13 protein-coding genes are annotated in these 18,002 nt (G+C 66.0%); 3 read left to right on the top strand and 10 right to left on the bottom strand.

All coding sequences use genetic code 11. The features are described from left to right. Positions 1 to 32: 32 nt before the first annotated feature. On the bottom strand, positions 33 to 2,459 hold the full coding sequence (locus ACFYOW_RS38115) for an HAD-IC family P-type ATPase (RefSeq protein WP_387294968.1): 2,427 nt from the start codon (positions 2,457 to 2,459) through the stop codon (positions 33 to 35). Between ACFYOW_RS38115 and rarD the strand changes: the two genes are divergently transcribed. Continuing rightward, complete coding sequence (rarD, locus tag ACFYOW_RS38110) at positions 2,458 to 3,414, top strand: EamA family transporter RarD (protein ID WP_387294966.1); 957 nt, start codon at positions 2,458 to 2,460, stop codon at positions 3,412 to 3,414. The genes ACFYOW_RS38115 and rarD overlap by 2 nt on opposite strands. 137 nt (positions 3,415 to 3,551) lie before the next feature. Beyond that, positions 3,552 to 4,484, top strand: coding sequence for an ADP-ribosylglycohydrolase family protein (locus ACFYOW_RS38105; protein WP_387294964.1), 933 nt, complete (start codon positions 3,552 to 3,554; stop codon positions 4,482 to 4,484). Here the strand turns inward: ACFYOW_RS38105 and ACFYOW_RS38100 are convergent. The 3 genes from ACFYOW_RS38100 to ACFYOW_RS38090 form a co-directional block, all read right to left on the bottom strand. After that, entirely contained in the window at positions 4,481 to 7,732 is a 3,252-nt protein-coding gene (locus tag ACFYOW_RS38100) for an arabinosyltransferase domain-containing protein (RefSeq protein ID WP_387295045.1), read from the bottom strand. The genes ACFYOW_RS38105 and ACFYOW_RS38100 overlap by 4 nt on opposite strands. Positions 7,733 to 7,863: 131 nt before the next feature. Then, positions 7,864 to 8,364, bottom strand: coding sequence for a hypothetical protein (locus ACFYOW_RS38095; protein ID WP_387294962.1), 501 nt, complete (start codon positions 8,362 to 8,364; stop codon positions 7,864 to 7,866). A 96-nt stretch (positions 8,365 to 8,460) separates the two neighbouring features. Then, on the bottom strand, positions 8,461 to 9,915 hold the full coding sequence (locus ACFYOW_RS38090; protein ID WP_387295043.1) for a DNA polymerase IV: 1,455 nt from the start codon (positions 9,913 to 9,915) through the stop codon (positions 8,461 to 8,463). A 376-nt stretch (positions 9,916 to 10,291) separates the two neighbouring features. Here ACFYOW_RS38090 and ACFYOW_RS38085 point away from each other — a divergent pair, with 376 nt between their 5' ends. Beyond that, entirely contained in the window at positions 10,292 to 11,167 is an 876-nt protein-coding gene (locus ACFYOW_RS38085; protein ID WP_387294960.1) for a UTP--glucose-1-phosphate uridylyltransferase, read from the top strand. A gap of 75 nt (positions 11,168 to 11,242) precedes the next feature. Here ACFYOW_RS38085 and ACFYOW_RS38080 read toward each other — a convergent pair whose 3' ends face one another. The 6 genes from ACFYOW_RS38080 to ACFYOW_RS38055 form a co-directional block, all read right to left on the bottom strand. After that, on the bottom strand, positions 11,243 to 11,776 hold the full coding sequence (locus tag ACFYOW_RS38080; protein ID WP_387294958.1) for an NlpC/P60 family protein: 534 nt from the start codon (positions 11,774 to 11,776) through the stop codon (positions 11,243 to 11,245). Between the two features lie 355 nt (positions 11,777 to 12,131). Next, complete coding sequence (ileS, locus tag ACFYOW_RS38075; RefSeq protein WP_387294957.1) at positions 12,132 to 15,263, bottom strand: isoleucine--tRNA ligase; 3,132 nt, start codon at positions 15,261 to 15,263, stop codon at positions 12,132 to 12,134. Positions 15,264 to 15,558: 295 nt separating this feature from the next. Next, on the bottom strand, positions 15,559 to 15,759 hold the full coding sequence (locus ACFYOW_RS38070; protein WP_040688662.1) for a hypothetical protein: 201 nt from the start codon (positions 15,757 to 15,759) through the stop codon (positions 15,559 to 15,561). Between the two features lie 87 nt (positions 15,760 to 15,846). Beyond that, on the bottom strand, positions 15,847 to 16,710 hold the full coding sequence (locus tag ACFYOW_RS38065; RefSeq protein ID WP_387294955.1) for a DivIVA domain-containing protein: 864 nt from the start codon (positions 16,708 to 16,710) through the stop codon (positions 15,847 to 15,849). Positions 16,711 to 16,790: 80 nt separating this feature from the next. Beyond that, positions 16,791 to 17,081 (bottom strand): YggT family protein, encoded by a 291-nt coding sequence (locus tag ACFYOW_RS38060; protein ID WP_040688811.1) that lies wholly within the window; start codon positions 17,079 to 17,081, stop codon positions 16,791 to 16,793. A gap of 89 nt (positions 17,082 to 17,170) precedes the next feature. Continuing rightward, a complete protein-coding gene (locus tag ACFYOW_RS38055) occupies positions 17,171 to 17,947 on the bottom strand; it encodes a cell division protein SepF (protein ID WP_387294952.1) in 777 nt (258 codons plus the stop codon). Positions 17,948 to 18,002: the final 55 nt, after the last annotated feature.

Raw genomic sequence — 18,002 nt, 5'->3', positions numbered from 1 at the left:
CTCGCGGCGCGGCGGGTCGGGCGTCCAATTGTTCAGGCGCCCCCGCCCGGTGAGCTCGGAAGTAGCGTGTGCTTCTCCCCCTGAACTGCGGCAGCGATCCACCAGGCGGCCTCGACGAGCACGATGCCGACGGCGCCGCAGATGAACGCCGCGGCGGTGAGCCCGATATTCGAGGGGTCGAGTTTGAAGAAATGCCTGGTGAACGGGATTGTGAACAACAGCACATAGGCCAGGATCGATGCACCGATGAGCACCACTTTCCACCACACATACGGCCGGGCGACGATGGCCAGCACCCACACCGCGATCATGATCAAGGTGATGAGCGCCGTGGTACCTGCCTGCTCCTTCTGCTGCTCCAGGGAGTCATACGACCCCGCATTGGCGATCAGGTAGGCGACGAAAGTTGCGATGCCGATCACCATGCCGGACGGAATCGCCAAACGCATGACCCGCGACACGAATCCGGACCGGGCGCGTTCATTGTTCGGAGCCAGCGAGAGGATGAATGCGGGGATACCGATGGTGAACCAGGCCGCGATCGTGACATGCCTTGGCAGGAACGGATATCCGATAGCTTCGTAGTCGAAGATCTGCGAGCCGACACCGGCGACACCGATCAAGAAAGCGAGCACCACCGAGTACACGGTCTTGGTGAGGAACAGATTCGAGACCCGCTCGATATTGCCGATAACCCGGCGGCCCTCGCCGACCACATACGGCAGTGTGGCGAACTTGTTGTCCAACAACACGATCTGGGCGACCGCGCGGGTGGCCGGACTGCCCGAACCCATGGCCACACCGATATCGGAATCCTTCAGCGCCAGCACATCGTTCACGCCATCACCGGTCATGGCTACGGTGTGGCCGCGAGATTGCAAGGCGCCAACCATGGCTCGCTTCTGATCGGGGCGCACCCGGCCGAAGGTGGTCTCACGTTCGAGCACGTCGGCGAGTGCGGCACGGTCCTCGGGCAATTCGCGGGCGTCGACCGCGTGATCGCCGCCGCGCAGATCGAGCGAGGACGCGACCGCACCGACCGAGACGGCGTTGTCGCCGGAGATCACCTTGATCGAAACCTGCTGTCCGGCAAAGTAATCGAGGGTTTCGCGGGCATCGGGGCGCACCTTCTGCTCGAGCACGACCAGGGCCGCGGGGTCGACGGCGCCCGGTGCGTCGGCGGCATCGACCGGACGGTCGCTGCGCGCGAGCAGCAGAATGCGCAGGCCCGAGGAGCCGAGTTCCTCTGCGACACGGGCATCTTCGGAACTCGGGTCGAGCAGCACATCGGGCGCGCCGAGCAGCCAGTCGCCGTGCTCGCCGTAGGAGAACCCGCTCCATTTCTTCGCCGAGGAGAACGGCGCGACCGCGGTGTGCTGCCAATTCGGCTTATCGGTGAGCTCCTCGCCGATGGCCTGCACGCTCGCATTCGGGCGCGGATCGTCGGCGGCCATGGCGGCCAGGGCCTGTCGCACTTCGGCGTCGTCGAACGTGCCGAGCGTCTTGATATCCGACAGGCGCATCCCGTTCTCGGTTAGCGTGCCGGTCTTATCCGCGCACACCACATCGACGCGGGCCAGGCCCTCGATGGCGGGAAGCTCCTGCACCAGACATTTGCGCCTGCCGAGTCGCACCACGCCGACCGCGAAGGCGACCGAGGTCATCAGCACCAGGCCCTCGGGCACCATCGGCACGAGCGCGGCGACCATGCCGGTGACCGCGGGCCGCCAGGACTCCTTACTGGAGAACAGCTGGTTGTAGATGCTCAGCAGACCCGCCGGGATCAACAGATAGGTGATGACCTTGAGGATGGTGTCGATACCGCTGCGCAATTCGGACTTCACCAGCGTGAACTTGCTCGCCTCTTCGGACAGCTTGGCGGCGTAGGCGTCCCGGCCGACCTTCGTGGCACGGTAGGCGCCGGAACCGGAGACGACGTAGCTGCCCGACATCACCGACGCGCCGATCGACTTGTCCACCGGATCGGCCTCACCGGTGAGCAGCGATTCGTCGACCTCGAGCAGTGCGGATTCCTCGACCGTGCCGTCGACCACGATCTGGTCGCCGGGGCCGAGCTCGATCAGATCGTCGAGGACGACCTCCTTCGGCGCCACCTCGAGCGACTCTCCGTCGCGGCGAACGGTCGGCTTGGCCTGGCTGACAATGGCCAACTGGTCCAGGGTGCGCTTGGCGCGGATCTCCTGGATGATGCCGACCGCGCTATTGGCGATGATCAGCAGGCCGAACATGCCGTCGATGATCGAGCCGGTCGCCAGCACCAGGATGAGCAGCACACCGAGGATGGCATTGATCCGGGTGAAGACATTGGCGCGGACGATGTCGCGTACGGATCGGCTCGCCCGGTCCGGCACGTCATTGGTCAGCCCGTCGCGGCGACGTTGCTCGACCTCCGCCGCGGTCAGCCCGGTGACGGCCGTTTGGGGCACGGTAATCGACATGACCGCCAGGCTACCGAGAACTACCGTCGGTAGGGTGCAGCGAAGCAGAGCGGTCCCAGGTGTTGTGTTCGGTACAGGCGCATTTCTGATCTGGGGGCTGTTTCCGGCGTACTTCGGGTTGCTGGCCTTCGCCAATCCGGCCGAGGTGGTGGCACAGCGGATTCTGTGGACGTTGGTGCTGGTGCTGGTCGTGCTGGCGATAACCGGACAGCTCGGTGGGCTGCGCGGAATCGCCCCGCGGACCTGGCGGATGGCGGCGGTGGCCATCGCGGCGCTATCGATCAACTGGGGTGTGTACGTCTACGGCGTCACCTCCGGGCATGTGGTCGAGTGTGCACTCGGGTACTTCATCAATCCGCTGGTGACGGTGGCGTTCGGCGTGCTGATCTTCCGTGAGCGGTTGGCCAGGGCGCAGTGGGCGGCGCTGGGGCTGGGTGCGGTGGCGGTCGCCGTGCTCACCGTCGACTACGGCAGACCGCCGCTCATCGCGCTGACACTGGCCTGTTCATTCGCCACCTATGGGCTGGTGAAGAAGGTGATTCCGCTCGACGCGCTACACGGGATCGCGGCCGAGGGACTGGTCGCCGCACCGTTCGCGCTGGCCTTCGTGATCGTATTCGCGATGACCGGACGTAGTGAATTCGCCAGTGGCGTCGCACATTCCGGATTGATGATCTCGACCGGTCCGGTCACCCTGCTGCCGCTGCTGCTTTTCGCTGTTGCCGCGCAACGGGTACCGCTGTCGACCATGGGACTGCTGCAGTACCTCACGCCCGCGCTGCAGATGGCCTGGGGTGTGGCCGTCGCGCATGAGCCGATGCCCGCGTCGCGGTGGGCCGGTTTCGCGCTCATCTGGGCGGCGCTGGCGATTTTCACCGCTGACGCACTGGTGCGCGGCCGCCGTCGGGCCAGGACCACCCAGCCCGAACCGGCCAGTTCAACAGACCTTCGCTGATCTGCCCTTCCCAGCTATGGCTTCGTAGTGAGGGCACAGTTTTCCGCGCGATCGCTTGTCGAGTTCGACAGGACGGAACAGCCTATGTCCTCGGGTACATTGACCGCGAAAAACCGCAGGCGGCGGAAGGTTTCTTGATGCTGGACGATGCGCAACTGGATCGAGCGGCGGGTGTGCTGCTCGGCACCGCGGCGGGCGATGCGCTCGGAGCGGGCTACGAATTCACGTGGCCGGGAACGCAAGTCGCGATCGAGATGATCGGCGGCGGGCCCTGCCGGTGGGCGCCGGGACAGTGGACCGATGACACATCGATGGCGATCGCCATCGCACTGGCGGCCGATAAGGGGCCGGCCCCCGGCATCGATCTCGACGAAGTGGCAGCCGGATTCGTCCAATGGTTCGATTCCGATCCACCGGATATCGGCATCCAGACCCGCGCCGTGCTCTCGGTGCGCCCGCGCTCGGCCCGGGAGATGCAGGTGCAGGCAATGTCCTTGCACGGCAAGACCGGCGGCAACGGTTCGCTGATGCGCACCGCCCCCGTCGCCCTCGCCTTTCTCGGCGAGGCGGACGAATGCGTCCGCATGGCCGGTGCGATCGGCGCGCTCACCCATCACGACCAGCAGGCGATCGAGGCCTGCAAGATCTGGACCTACGGCATCCGGCACGCCGTGCTCACCGGAACCTTCGACGGTGTCCGCGAGTTCGTCGACGCCTCGCCGAGCGCCGCCTACTGGACCCACCTGCTCGACCAGGCCGAAGCCGGTGGCCCGCAAGACTTTTCGAACAACGGCTGGGTCGTGCACGCCCTCCAGACCGCGTGGTGGGCCATCACCACCGCCGACGCCTCCGATCCGGATCACCTCCCGCGCGCGCTCGAACTGTGTGTCCGCGCGGGCGGCGACACCGACACCACCGCCGCCATCGCGGGCGGCCTCCTCGGCGCCCGCTGGGGCGCCACCGCCATCCCGCACCACTGGCGTCAACTCCTGCACGGCTACCCGGGCTTCACCGCCGCCGACCTGACCGCCTTGGCCACCCGCATAGCGACCAACAGCATCACCCGCTAGTACGACGTGTTGATGTGGCCCGGTGTCCAGAGACCGGAGTGGTCCTGCTGGGTGATTTCGGGTTTCGCAGGGTCGGCCTTGGGATCGATGCGGACCAGTTGTTGGAGTTCGCCCCAGTCTCGCCGCCAGTCGTGGTCCAGATAGGTGGCCAGAGTGCGGGGACGCAGCAGCATATTTGACCAGCCGAGCGGCCCGCCGCCGTCGTGGCTCTGCCAGAGGGTGGTGATCTCGGCACCCGGACGGTCCGGGAGGATGCGGTAGGCCGGGACTTCGGCGATATTGTCGCGGTGGTCGTAAGGGCGCTGGTTGGGGAATTGCAGGCCCACCATCCAGTCGGTGAGAACCGGGACCTGTGAGCCGACAACATCGTTCAGCGTTCTGGTCTGCGGCACCCGCGGCGGGGTGACCGCCAGCCACTGCTTCGGATTGCGGTCGCGGTCGACTGCTACGATGCGGATAACGTCTGCGCCAGTGGGGATTTCGCTGAAGGGCACGCGCAGGTTACGCCAGGACGGCGCCGGTCCGATATCTATCGGGGTGACCTTGCCCATGGGCTGCGCAGTGGTTTCGGAATCGGTTGCGCCGTATTCGATTTCGAGGGTCTGCCCCTGCGTGACGATGCCGTCCGCGTCGACCGAGCGGATCCGGCCCGCTGCGGTCAGCGCGATAATGCCATTGCGGTCACCGGGTTCCGGAAGCCGGTACCAACCCGTGGTCAGATCGGCGGGGCCCGCGTCACCGGAACCGTAGCTGCCCAGCACCGGTGTGGTCGCCGGGCTCAGCCCGAAAGGCAGTGCGGCGGTGGCGGTTCCGGCGGTGTTCTCCGAGGCGGACTTACTGCTCAATGCGTCGGCGATACTGCCGGTCGGACTCGAATCGTCGTCGGGGCGCAGATCGGCGGCCACACCCGAACCGGTGAATCCGGTGCCGGTGCCCGACAGCGTGCTGACCGCGTCGCCGGTCAGCGGGCGCAGCATGCCCGCATTCGGATCGGTCTCCACCAGCACATGACCGGCCAGGCCGGCCGTCTTCCCGGTGAGCGCTTCGATATTCGAACGCGCCAGCGAGAACGCAGACCCCTGGGCCACGGCCGCCTTGGCGAAGGAGCCGACATCCCAGACCACGAGCAGCGCCAGCGCGATGGTCAGTGGCGGCAGCACCGACACCCGCCATGCCAGACGCGAAACCCGATGCGGGGTACCGGGTTCCGGCGACCGCACATGCCACCACGCGGCCACGGCCAGCAGTGCGGCGGCGGCAAGCAGGAACAGTTTGTTGAGCTCGATACCGGCGATCACCGGCGGCTTGTCCCACCACGGAATGCCGTAAGACGAGACGTACCACCACTTATTGGGCCCGGAGAACACCAGCGCGAGCAGGAACGCCACCACCGCGGCGAACAGCGCACGGTAGCGCGGCGCCCGCAAAACCCGTGGTGCGACGGCCATCGCGGTCACCATGGCGACGGCACCGGCCACGCCCGCGTACACACCGAAGTGATGAGTCCACTTGGTCGGCGTGACCATGATCAGCAGCAGCGCGCCGACGGTGACACCGAGAATGCGCCGGGTCGGCCCCGCGGCCAGCAGCGGAATCCGACCGCCCTTGCGTAGCAGGACGATGACACACACGATGAGCCCGGCGAACATCGCGAGCACACCGATCCGGCGGCCTACCGAGCCGTCGGTCTCGCCTTGGAAGAGGTACTGATAGCGCAGATAGTCGTTGAACCACTCGACATCCGGGCCGACGATGTGGTGAATCCGCTTCATCTCGAACATCGCCGCCAGCGGCTGATCGGCGAACATGATCGCCAGCGCGACGATACCGGCGGCCAGCAGCGGAGCGAGCAGCACCGCATAGCTCACCACCCGGGCACCCAATGTTCCCCGAGTTCCGGTGCGGTCCATGATGATTCGCGCGACCGGCCGCAAGCCCGCCAGCAGCGCCGCGATGCAGATCACACCCGACGGGCCGGCCGTGCAGGCGAAGGCCGCGACCAGGATCGCGAATCCGGCGGGCAACAAACGCCGCGTGGCAATGGCACGTTCGACCAGGCACCAGGTGAGCAGCAGTCCCAGCGCGACCGGCGGTTCCGGACGCAGCCCGTTGTCGTAGGCCAGCCAGATGGTCAGGAAGCCGAGCGCACCGGTCCACATCGCGACGCGGTTGCCGCGCACCGCGACCCCGAGCCGGGTCGCCACCTCGCGGCTGAGCAGCAGCCACATCAGCACACCGCAGCACAGTGCGGGCAGCCGCACCCACGGACTGGCGGTACTGATCTCCGTCATGATCCGAATCAGGTCGTAATACGGTGTGCCGACCGGATTTTCGGGCACCCCGAAGTAGGCGAAGTAGTTGGCCATATAACCCGCGACACCCGATGCACGGGCCATACCGAACTGATAGCCGTCATCGGAGGTGGTCGACCCGATGAAGTACCAGACCATCATGGTGCCCAGCACCACCGCATCGAGCAGCGTGAACGTCCACCAGCGCTGCGGCAGGAAACGACGCACCCGCCGACCGTCCAGCCGATCGAGCCGGTACAGCGCGACCAGCGCCACAATCGTGCTCAGCACCGCGAGCCAGATCGCCGCGCGCTTCACCGGAGTGGGCGTCGAGGAGAACCTGGTGTCGAGTTCGGCGGTGACGCGCGCACCGTCGGCCGCGGCCAGATCACTGAAGATGCCCACCATCTGCGGCCGGTAGTCGCCATTGAGCACCACCGGGAATCCGGGCGCTTCGAATCCGACCAGGGTGGCGGTCGCACTGGTGTTGTCGGCATGCACGGTGAGCTCACAGCCCGGAACCAGTTCGGCCACCGGCACACTGAGCAATGCCTGATTGCGCAGCACCACATCCAGCCGCGCCGACGTGTCGGCCCCGGCGTGCACGCGGGCGACGAATCCGTAGCGCTCGAGGTCCGGCGCGCCATCGGGTCCGGTCGCCGCGAGAGTGCCGCCCTTGGCGCTGAGCTGGTTGATCGCCGTGCACGGCAGGGTGGCGTCGAAAGTCAGTGGCGCATAGGAGATCAGCGGCGCCTCGATGCTGCGCGCCGAACCCGCCTGCGGCCAGGTCAGCGTCGCCGCGTCCACCCGCACGGGCAGCAGCGGCACCGCCACCGCGAACAGTGCGCCGAGCAGGCCCGCGATCAGCGCGATCGGCCCGGCCCAACCCCTCCGCGTCTTCGATTGTGCCGTCCCGAGTTCGGAGTGCTCGACGGACGGCTGCCCCGCCCACACCATCGTGTCAGCCACGGGGCCTGATCCTAACGGTAACTATTTCAAACGAAAGTTCTTGCCTGCGTGCGGCATTGATTCTCAGCAAGCACACAGCTGGCGCGGCCGACACGGGGTCGGCCGCGACCGCTGGTCTATCAGCTGCAGGCCACCGACTGCTGGCCGAGGTTGGTCAGCATGGTGCAGGCCCAGGCCTTCTGTATCTTCCACTTGCCGTTCTCGGCGACGAACGGCACGTCGATCATGTTCTCCTGGCCGTTGAGCAAGACCTTGGCCTTGGCATTGACGCTGTCGCCGAAGCTGGTCACATCGGTGACCGTGATGGTGACATTGGCGCCCTTGGCGGCCTCGGCCAGGCGGTTCGGCAGTTCCGGATCGGCCTCGGCACCCTGTACACCGTCGAGCTTCTCCGAATTGGGGATCGACGGATCGAGGGCACGCTGCAGCTGCGTGTTCAGTTCCGCGACGGAGGGGACCGGCGGCAGATTGGTGGCGCTCGCGCCGGGCGAGGCCTTGGCGCTGGTACTGGTCTTCGCGGCCGGCTTGCTGTCTTTGTCATCGCTGCAGGCGGTCATGCCGAGTGCGGCGACGACGGCCAGGGCGGCGATGGCGATGCGTCCAGTCTTACGAAGCTTCAACTGCTCGTCCTTTGCGTTCGAGTAGGTACATGTCGTTCCACCAACAGCAGCCTTCACCCGAATCGGCGACGCTGCACGAATGACCCAGGCTACCTGTCAGCGGAGACTGCCGAGCGGATCGGCCCGGGACAGACTGATGTCGTCGGCGGCAAAGGTACGCGCCGGACCGGGCCCTGTCGAGCTGGTCTCGAACCGAACAGTAACCACACCGAGCCCGGCGCCCTGCACCCACCCGTGCCCGAATTCGGGGTGCGTGACATCCAATCCTGGATACCACAGCGTGGTGTTCCGCACCGGCGAATCGCCCTGAGCTGCACCGACGCTCGGCTGCGTGGTCGAGGGGATCGGGGGTGTCGCGGTTACTCCCACCTCGACGCCTACCGCCCCGACCGACGCACCCGCGCCGAGCTCGACAGCACCGTCTTCAGCTCCGGACGGCCCTTCCTGTGCGCCCCAACCATCGGAGTGCGGCGTGTCGCCCTCCCAGATGCCGCCGTCCTCGACCGGCGCCTGATCCAACTCCGGAAACAGCGACTCCTGCCGGACCGTCGACAGCCCGCCGTAACCCACCCCGACCAGCCGGATCGGCCCGAGCTCGGCCGGATCGATGGCCGAGCGCTGTGCCGCCGTCGTCAGCGTGGCCAGCTCGGTCGTCGCGTACGGCAGGGTGAACGACCTGGTCACGATGCTCATATCGGATTTCTTCAACTTCAGCACCACGGTGCGTGCGGCCCGGCCGTCCTTTTCCAGACGACGGTGCGCGGCCGCCGCCATGGTCTCGATCGCCGGACGTAGCTGGGCCAGCGTGACGATATCGGTCTCATAGGTGTTCTCAGCGCTGATCTGTTTGGCCTCGGCCCGCTCGGCGACCGGCCGGTCGTCGATGCCGCGGGCCAGCCGGTGCAGCGCCGCGCCGACGCTGCCGCCGAGAATGGACGCCGCCTCCGATTCCGGCAGCGCCGCGAAGGCGCCGACGGTCTCGATACCGAGCGAACGCAAGCGACTGTCGGCGACCGGACCGATCCCCCACAGCTTGCGCACCGGCAGACCGGCCAGCAGTTGCTGCTGCTCATCCGGCGAAACCACCCGTACCCCATCGGGTTTGGCCATTCCGGAGGCGATCTTGGCGAGCTGCTTACCGGTACCCGCACCGACCGAGGCGACCAGGCCGGTCCGCTCCCGAACCAGCGCACGCAACCCCTCGCAGAATTCGCGCACCTGCTCGACGGTCGCGCCCACCAACTCGGCGGGCTCACCGAACGCCTCGTCGAACGACAGCGTCTCCAGCACCGGGATGCGGCTACGCAGAGCGTCGAACACCCGCGCACTGACCACGCTGTAGACCGCACCGCGCGGCGGCACCACGACCGCCGTCACTCCGACCAACCGCCGCGCCTGATGCATCGGCATGGCCGAGCGCGCACCGAAGACCCGCGCCTCATAGCTCGCCCCCGCGACCACACCGCGCCCACCGGTGCCGCCGACCAGCACCGGGCGACCACGCAGTGTCGGCCGCGTCAATTGTTCGACCGAAGCGAAGAAGGCATCCATATCGATATGCAGCACCCACCGCCGAGCCGTGCGCGCGGACGCGGACCCCACCGCGCCTCCCCCGGCGGCCACAGCGATGTTGTCGGTGCTCACGCACCGGAATCTACGCCGTACCACCGACAGGTCGGCCCACCGCGCAACACCGCGTCAACCTGTGAAGACGACCGGCAACCTGAGTGCCGGGTGCACGTCAGCCGAGTAGTTTCTGCGAGATTGCTATCGAACTTCGCGGCGCGACGAAGCGGCGAGCGCGGCGCTCTGCCCTGCCCAACCACGCGTGACCAGGTCCGATACCGATGTGTTGCCGCCTCGACATGGCCGGCCCAAGCCTGGGGATCACCGGTTCGGACCCGCTCGGGTATGTGATGATCGGATCATGAAGATCCGCAAGGCCGTGATACCGGCCGCCGGAATCGGCTCCCGGCTGCTCCCGCTGACCAAGGCCATCCCCAAGGAGATGCTGCCGGTCGGCGACAAGCCGGTCATCGAGCACACCGTCCGGGAGCTGGTCGCATCCGGAATCACCGATATCACCATCGTGGTCAGCAGCGGAAAGTCCCTGATCCAGGACCATTTCCGCCCCAATCCGGCCCTGGTGGCCCAGCTACGCGCCGACGGCAAGGACGCCTACGCCGACGCGGTGGAGGAGGTCGGCGAGCTGTCCCGGCTCGGGCATATCACCTACCTCGATCAGCACGGGCCTTACGGCAACGGCACCCCGGTGCTCAATGCCGCCCGCAATCTCGGCGACGAGCCGATGCTGGTGCTGTGGCCCGACGACGTCTTCGTCGCCGGGGTGCCACGCGCCCAGCAGCTGATCGACGCCTATGAGGCGACCGGCGCGCCGGTGCTCGCGCTGATGCCGATGGATCCGTCCGAATCCCAGCGCTACGGCGTCCCGGTCGTCGCGGACGACCAGGGCAACGGCCTGCTGCGCATTACCGGGCTGCGGGAAAAGCCGAAGCCCGAGGACGCACCGTCGAACTATGCCGCGATCGGCGGCTATGTCGTCACCCCCGGCATCATCTGCGAACTGCGCAGACAGACCGAGCAGTGGTACGAACACCGCACCGGCGAGGTGTACCTCACCGATGCGATCAATGTGCACGCCGCCGAGAACCCGGTCTTCGGCCAGGTCATCCAGGGCCGCTGGTACGACACCGGCAACCCGGCCGACTACCTGGTCGCGCAATTCGCCTCGGCACTGGCGCATCCGCAGTACGGACCGCTGCTGCGCCAGCTCGTCGATTGAGCGCGGGTTCGACCTGGGCACACAGGACGACGATCCCCGACCGGCGCTGGTCGGTGGAAACGTGGCGGATCCGGATCAGAAACGACGGATCGTAAAGATGTCGAAGTCGCGGAGCGGGTGCAGACCGACCGGAACGCCCCAGTCGTGCGCATCCAGGATCTGCCCGAAGCCCGCGTAGATGCCGACATGTGAGGCGTCGTCATTGAGGATGACGACATCGCCCGGTGAGAGGGCCCGGAACGGCACCGCAGCGCCGACCTTGGCCTGCTCGTAGGTGGTGCGCGGCAGCTTCACCCCGACCTGACGGAATGCCCACTGGACCAGCCCCGAGCAGTCCCAGGCGAACGGGCCGGTTCCGCCCCATTCGTAGGGTTTGCCGATCTGGGTGTAGGCCGCGGTGAGTGCGCCGAGTCCGGCGGTACTGGGCAGCGGCAGCGCCGCGGATCCGCTGGAACTGCCGGAACTGCCGGATGCGGAGCCGGAACTACCCGAACCGGACGCGCTTCCGGTATCACCGCGCGCCGGTCCGGCCAGGACGAGCGACATGACGATCGACACCAGAAACCCCATAGCTATCCCGCGAAATGCCTTCTTGTGCGCGCTGGTCATATGCTCGCCCCTTCCGTCGACCCGGCAAACACGCGGTACCGGCCTCGTCATCGGGGGGATGGAACCGCACGTCACAGAACCTGCGCTGCGGCACGTATCCGCATGTGGCGCAAGGTATTTCAGGTAGAGCAGTTCAAGCACGAACATTCACTGCCGTCACAGAAGTCGATCTGCGAACCAGCAGTAACATCCCGATTGTGCCGGGCATTGTTCGAGCACGACAAGGGAATCAGCTAATTCTTGGCATGTGATTTGCATCACATAAGAGCGGGCTATAGGCGCAAGTCGGGGCGGGATCTCAAGAGATCCCGCCCCGACTGCCGTTCGAACGACCGTGCTCCAGCCGAGCGGCCGGTCAGACCTTGGCGATCGACACCCGCACGCCACCGACGATGTCGGCGGCATCCGCGCCCGGATCACCGAAAGTCAGCTCGGTGGCGAGGATTTCGCCCGCGATGAGATCGCGATGGGTCTGTGCCCAGACCTGCTTATCGTCGGGCACCGCGAGCACCACGGTGATGCGATCGGATACGTCCAGCCCCAGGGACTTTCGCGTCTCCTGCAGATCGCGGATCACATCGCGGGCCCAGCCCTCGGCCTCGAGCTCCTCGGTCACCACCGAATCGAGCACGACCAGGCCGGCATTGCCGGGCAGGGCCGCGGTCGACTCCGGTTCGGCCGCGACCAGGCGCTGGGTGTACTCCTCCGGCAGCAGTTCGATGCCCGCCGCGGTGACCACACCGGCGGCGTTCTCGGACCATTCGCCCGCCTTCACCGCCTTGATCACCGTCTGCACATCCTTGCCGAGGCGCGGGCCCGCGGCGCGGGCGTTTACGACCAGCTCGAAACGGCCGTGCACTGCGACATCGGTGGTCAGGTCGACCTTCTTGACGTTCACCTCATCGGCGATGATGTCGGCGAACGGCCGCAGCCGCTCGGCATCGGGCGCTGCGATGGTCACCTCGGCCAGCGGCAGGCGCACCCGCAGGTTCTGCGCCTTGCGCAGGCTCAGCACCGTCGAGCAGACCACCCGGACTTCGTCCATGGCGGCGACCAGATCCGGATCCTCTGGCAGCTCACCCTCCTTGGGCCAGTCGGCCAGGTGCACCGACTGCTCGCCGGTCAGCCCACGCCAGATCACCTCGGAGATCAGCGGCAGCAGCGGCGCGGCCAGCCGGGTGACGACCTCGAGCACTGTGTGCAGTGTGTCGACCGCATCCCGGTCCTCCTCCCAGAAGCGCGAACGCGACCGGCGCACATACCAATTGGTGAGCGCGTCGGCGAAGGAACGCAATTCCTCGCAGGCGCCCGCGATGTCGTAGACCTCGAGCGCCTCGGTCATCACATCCCGGGTCGCGGCCAGCTTGGCCAGGATGTAGCGGTCAAGCACATGCGGTGAATCCGTGCGCCATACACCTGTTTTCGAGGCGTAGAGCTGCAGGAAGGTCCACGCGTTCCACAGCGGGCGCAGCGCATGGCCGATCCCCTCGCGGATGCCGCGCTCGGTGACGATGAGATTGCCGCCGCGCAGGATCGGCGAACTCATCAGGAACCAGCGCATCGCATCGGAGCCGTCCCGGTCGAACACGTCGTTCACATCCGGGTAGTTGCCCTTGGACTTGCTCATCTTCAGTCCGTCGTCACCGAGCACGATGCCGTGCGCGGCAACGGTTTTGAAGGCCGGACTGTCGAACAGCGCGGTCGAGAGCACGTGCAGGTTGTAGAACCAGCCGCGGGTCTGCCCGTTGTACTCGACGATGAAATCGCCCGGGAAGTGGCTGTCGAACCACTCCTTGTTCTCGAACGGGTAGTGCACCTGGGCATATGGCATCGAACCCGAGTCGAACCAGCAGTCCAGCACCTCCGGCACCCGGCGCATGGTCGACTTACCGGTCGGATCATCGGGATTCGGCCGGGTCAGCTCATCGATGTTCGGCCGGTGCAGATCGGTCGGGCGCACGCCGAAGTCACGCTCCAACTCCGCCAGCGAGCCGTACACATCGGTACGCGGGTAGGCCGGATCATCGGAGACCCACACCGGGATCGGGCTGCCCCAGTAACGGTTGCGACTGATATTCCAGTCGCGCGCACCCTCGAGCCACTTGCCGAACTGTCCGTCGCGGATGTGTTCGGGCACCCAGGTGATCTGCTGATTCAGCTCGACCATCCGGTCGCGGAACTTGGTCACCGCAACGAACCAGGACGGCACCGCCATGTAGATCAGCGGCTGGCCGGAGCGCCAGCTGTGCGGGTAGGAGTGCTCGATCGTCTCGTGCCGCAGCAGCTTTCCGGCCGCCTTGAGGTCCTTGATGATCACCGGATTGGCGTCGAAGACCATCAGGCCCTCGTACGGCGGCACCATCGAGGTGAACTTGCCGCCCGGATCCAGCGGCTGCACGAGTTCGATGCCGTTGGCGCCTGCGACATCCATATCCTCCTCACCGAAGGCCGGTGCGAGGTGCACGATTCCGGTGCCGGAGTCGGTGGTCACGTAGTCGGCGGTCAGCACGCGGTGCGCGTTGGGATGACCGACGAAGAAGTCGAACGGCGGTGCGTAGGCCAGATCCGAGAGGGCGGCGCCGTCGAACTCGCCGAGTACCTCTGGCTCATCGCCGAATTCGCGGGCGTAGTGCGAGACCCGCTCGGCGGCCAGCAGATAGCGCTTGCCGTCGGCGCCGCGCACATGCACGTAGCGCACATCCGGGTGCACCGCGATCGCGAGGTTCGACGGCAGCGTCCACGGCGTGGTGGTCCAGATGAGTGCGTTCGCGCCGTCGAGTTCGTGCAGCGGATGCTCACCTGGCACGCGTAGCACCATATCCACGGTGACGGCCGGATCCTGACGCATCTTGTAGGCGTCGTCGAGCCGGCTTTCCTGATTCGACAGCGGGGTCTGCTCGTACCAGCTGTAGGGCAGCACCCGGAAGCCCTGGTAGATCAGGCCCTTGTCGTACAGCGACTTGAACGCCCACATCACCGACTCCATGAAGTCGAGATCCAACGTCTTGTAGTCGTTGTCGAAGTCCACCCAACGGGCCTGACGCGTCACATAATTACGCCATTCCCCGGTGTAGCGCAGTACCGATGATTTACAGGCCGCGTTGAATTCCGCGAGCCCCATGGCATCGATCTGTGATTTGTCCGTGATACCGAGCTGCTTTTCCGCTTCGATTTCCGCGGGCAGTCCGTGACAGTCCCAGCCGAAACGTCGATCGACCTGCTTGCCGCGCATGGTCTGGAAACGCGGGACGAGATCCTTGACGTACCCAGTGAGCAGATGTCCATAATGTGGCAATCCGTTGGCAAACGGCGGTCCGTCGTAGAAGACGAACTCCGCCGCACCCGAACGATTCTCGATGCTGGCGCGGAAGGTGTCGTCGGTAGCCCAGGCGTCGAGTACCCGACGTTCCAGGTCGGGGAAGGATGCACCGCTGCCAGCACCCAGATCGACGCGCGGGTATGCGTTGCTGGAAGGTTCGTCCGCCATTGCGGATCCGTCTCCTCGTGCCGCCGCGCCGTGGCGCGTATGTGTCAGCACGGGGACGATGACGACGCCGGTTGCGTCGAAACCGCGGTACCACCCCGCTTGTCCGAGCGGCGCGCCGATCCGCGCGACCAACCAGGACCTCTCGTTTCGAGCTGTGACGGGCTCACCCGTTCGGTTCTACTGAGCGCGGCCCGCGCACCGTTCTTCCGAAGACTCCCCGGTGATGGCCGGATCTACGCCGATTACATGTTTGATTCTAACCAGGACGGTCAAACCAGTTTGTCGGGCCCAACGATTACCGTTTGGCATGCCGACCAGGTGGCGGCGCGGCATCGCCATCGGAGCTGCGCATAGAAAGCGCGCTCACCAGCAACAGCACAGCGCCCACGATACAGATAAGGATGCACCCCCAGGCCCACAGCACCGACCCGGTGGTCAGCGCGGCCACTAGCAGGGCGAACCCGATCGCCGCAAGGACGAGCGTCAAGACGAGCATTTTGACCCCCTAGGCATGCCAGGCGGCTCGGCGTACCTCTAGCTACTCGAACAGCAACTACAGCGGAGATATCTCTCTACTACGAGATTACTTGGCGCCCTTGGCGAACGAGGCGGGAGCGAGATTGTTCGCGGTATTGGCGTCGACGAAGGCCTCGCCACCATCCACCGGCACCGCCGAGCCACGGTTCTCCAGCTCCTCGAGCTGGGACTCCAGGTACGACTTCAGCCGCACGCGGTATTCCCGCTCGAAGGTCTTGAGCTGCTCGATCCGGCTCTCCAGCACGCTGCGCTGCTGGGTGATGGTGGCCATGATCTCGGTGTGCTTGCGCTCGGCGTCGGCCTGCAGCGCATCGGCCTTCTCCTTGGCCTGCCGTAGCTGGTTGTCCGAACGGGTCTGGGCATCCGACAGCATCGCGTCCGACTTCTGCCGCGCATCGGCGATCATCGCTTCCGAGCGGGTTCGCGCATCGCCGACCAGGCGTTCGGAATTGGCCCGCGCATTCGAAAGCAGGTTCTCCGCCTCGAGCTTCGCATCGCTGGTCAGCCGGTCCGCCATCTCCTGGGCGAGGCTGAGCACCTTGGCCGCCTGAAGGTTCGCATCGGCGCTCGGCGCATCCTTGGCTACCGGCGCCGCGACCGGCATCGGAGGTGGCGGCGGGGCCTGCTGCACCGGCGGCTTGATGGGCTCGGGCGGGGGCGGCGGGGCTTGCTGGACCGGCGCTTTCACCGCGGCGACATTGGCCGGACCGCGATTTTTCTTGGCATCGGCCAGTTCCGCATCGAGTTCGGCAACCCGCTGGCGCAGGTCAGCGTTCTCCTCGATCAGACGCGAGAGCTCCTGCTCCACGAGGTCCAGGAAGGCATCTACTTCATCCTCGTTGTAGCCCCGCTTTCCGATCGGCGGTTTGCTGAACGCGACGTTGTGCACATCGGCTGGGGTCAGCGGCATGGAAGGATCCCTTCACGCGTCTTTTGGAGATCTAGCAGATCTAGCAAGCTATCTTCTCGGTTCATTCTGTCACACCAGGGCTACCCGTCGGCGTGGCCGCCCACAAACGTCATCGAGATGAAGACGACGAAAAGCAGGACCATAATCGACAGATCGAGCCGAATTCCTCCCAATGACACCGGTGGTATCAACCGCCTCAGGAGTTTCACCGGAGGATCGGTGATCGTGAAGATCACCTCGAGGATGACGACGACGAAGCCGCTCGGGCGCCAGTCTCGGGCAAAGCTGCGGATGAACTCCACGATCACTCGGCTGATCAACAACAGCCAGAAGATGAACAGTACGAAGTACAGCACCGCAAACAAGGCCACGACCTCACTCTGCCCCAAAATCCGCGTCGCGCAAAATGACCACACCGCCCCATACGCAACGGGTCTAACAGAACCCCCGGATCACAGCGCTATTTCTGGTTGTAGAAGCCGGTTTCGGCGATCCTGCGACGTTCTTCGGCCGAGACATCGACATCGGCCGGTGAGAGCAGGAACACTTTGGTCGCGACCTTGTCGAATGAGCCACGCAGCGCGAACGCGAGGCCGGCGGCGAAGTCGACCAGCCGCTTTGCATCGGCATTGCTCAGATCGACCAGATCCATGATCACCGGGTTGCCCTCGCGGAAGCGCTCACCGATGATGCGGGCCTCGCTGTAGTCGCGCGGGCGCAGCGTCGTGATCTTGGACAAGGGACCTCCGTCCTCGAAGATCCCCGGCCGGCGTGCGGGCGCGGGCTCGGGGCGCACGCGCTCCTCCAGTCGCCGCTCCTCGGCCTCGGGATCGACGGCGAGCGCACCCCTGGTGGCTCCCCGCAGCATCGGCGCATTACCGCCCGCACGGAATCGGGACGCGCCCGGCGCGGCATCGATCCTGGTGGGACGCGGCCGCGCATCATAGCGGTCGTCCACATAGGGCTCATCGACATAATCGTCGCGCCGAGACACCGGGTATCCCGCCTTGTACGGCGACTTGTACGCCGGCTCAGGATAATCCGGCTCATCGTCGTAGCGGTCTTCGGCATAGCGGTCCGCGCCGTAACCGGCGCGCTCGGAATAGTCACGGGGCCGGGGACGACGTGAGCCGCGCTCGTCCACACCCCGCGGGGCCGGCTCGGCGACATAGTCGTCTTCGTAATCCTCGAGCGGAACCATGCCGAAGTACGCCTTGAACTTGTGCAGCGTGCTCATTTCATAGACCTTCCTTCGGCCCCGGTGGCGGCCGGGTGTTGAAGTCTTGCTCAGT

This window comes from Nocardia sp. NPDC006982, from assembly GCF_042869435.1.
Taxonomy (GTDB): Bacteria; Actinomycetota; Actinomycetes; order Mycobacteriales; family Mycobacteriaceae; genus Nocardia.
Note: the sequence above shows the minus strand (reverse complement) of the source record. Positions and strands in the feature narration are given on the sequence as shown.

What these genes read in the sequence shown, in the direction of transcription:
- rarD (WP_387294966.1), top strand. Translation starts at nt 2,458, where the DNA reads ATGACCGCCAGGCTACCGAGAACTACCGTCGGTAGGGTGCAGCGAAGC.
- ACFYOW_RS38085 (WP_387294960.1), top strand. Translation starts at nt 10,292, where the DNA reads ATGAAGATCCGCAAGGCCGTGATACCGGCCGCCGGAATCGGCTCCCGG.
- ACFYOW_RS38105 (WP_387294964.1), top strand. Translation starts at nt 3,552, where the DNA reads ATGCTGGACGATGCGCAACTGGATCGAGCGGCGGGTGTGCTGCTCGGC.
- ACFYOW_RS38070 (WP_040688662.1), bottom strand. Translation starts at nt 15,759, where the DNA reads ATGCTCGTCTTGACGCTCGTCCTTGCGGCGATCGGGTTCGCCCTGCTA.
- ileS (WP_387294957.1), bottom strand. Translation starts at nt 15,263, where the DNA reads ATGGCGGACGAACCTTCCAGCAACGCATACCCGCGCGTCGATCTGGGT.
- ACFYOW_RS38055 (WP_387294952.1), bottom strand. Translation starts at nt 17,947, where the DNA reads ATGAGCACGCTGCACAAGTTCAAGGCGTACTTCGGCATGGTTCCGCTC.
- ACFYOW_RS38065 (WP_387294955.1), bottom strand. Translation starts at nt 16,710, where the DNA reads ATGCCGCTGACCCCAGCCGATGTGCACAACGTCGCGTTCAGCAAACCG.
- ACFYOW_RS38115 (WP_387294968.1), bottom strand. Translation starts at nt 2,459, where the DNA reads ATGTCGATTACCGTGCCCCAAACGGCCGTCACCGGGCTGACCGCGGCG.
- ACFYOW_RS38090 (WP_387295043.1), bottom strand. Translation starts at nt 9,915, where the DNA reads ATGGATGCCTTCTTCGCTTCGGTCGAACAATTGACGCGGCCGACACTG.
- ACFYOW_RS38080 (WP_387294958.1), bottom strand. Translation starts at nt 11,776, where the DNA reads ATGACCAGCGCGCACAAGAAGGCATTTCGCGGGATAGCTATGGGGTTT.
- ACFYOW_RS38100 (WP_387295045.1), bottom strand. Translation starts at nt 7,732, where the DNA reads ATGGTGTGGGCGGGGCAGCCGTCCGTCGAGCACTCCGAACTCGGGACG.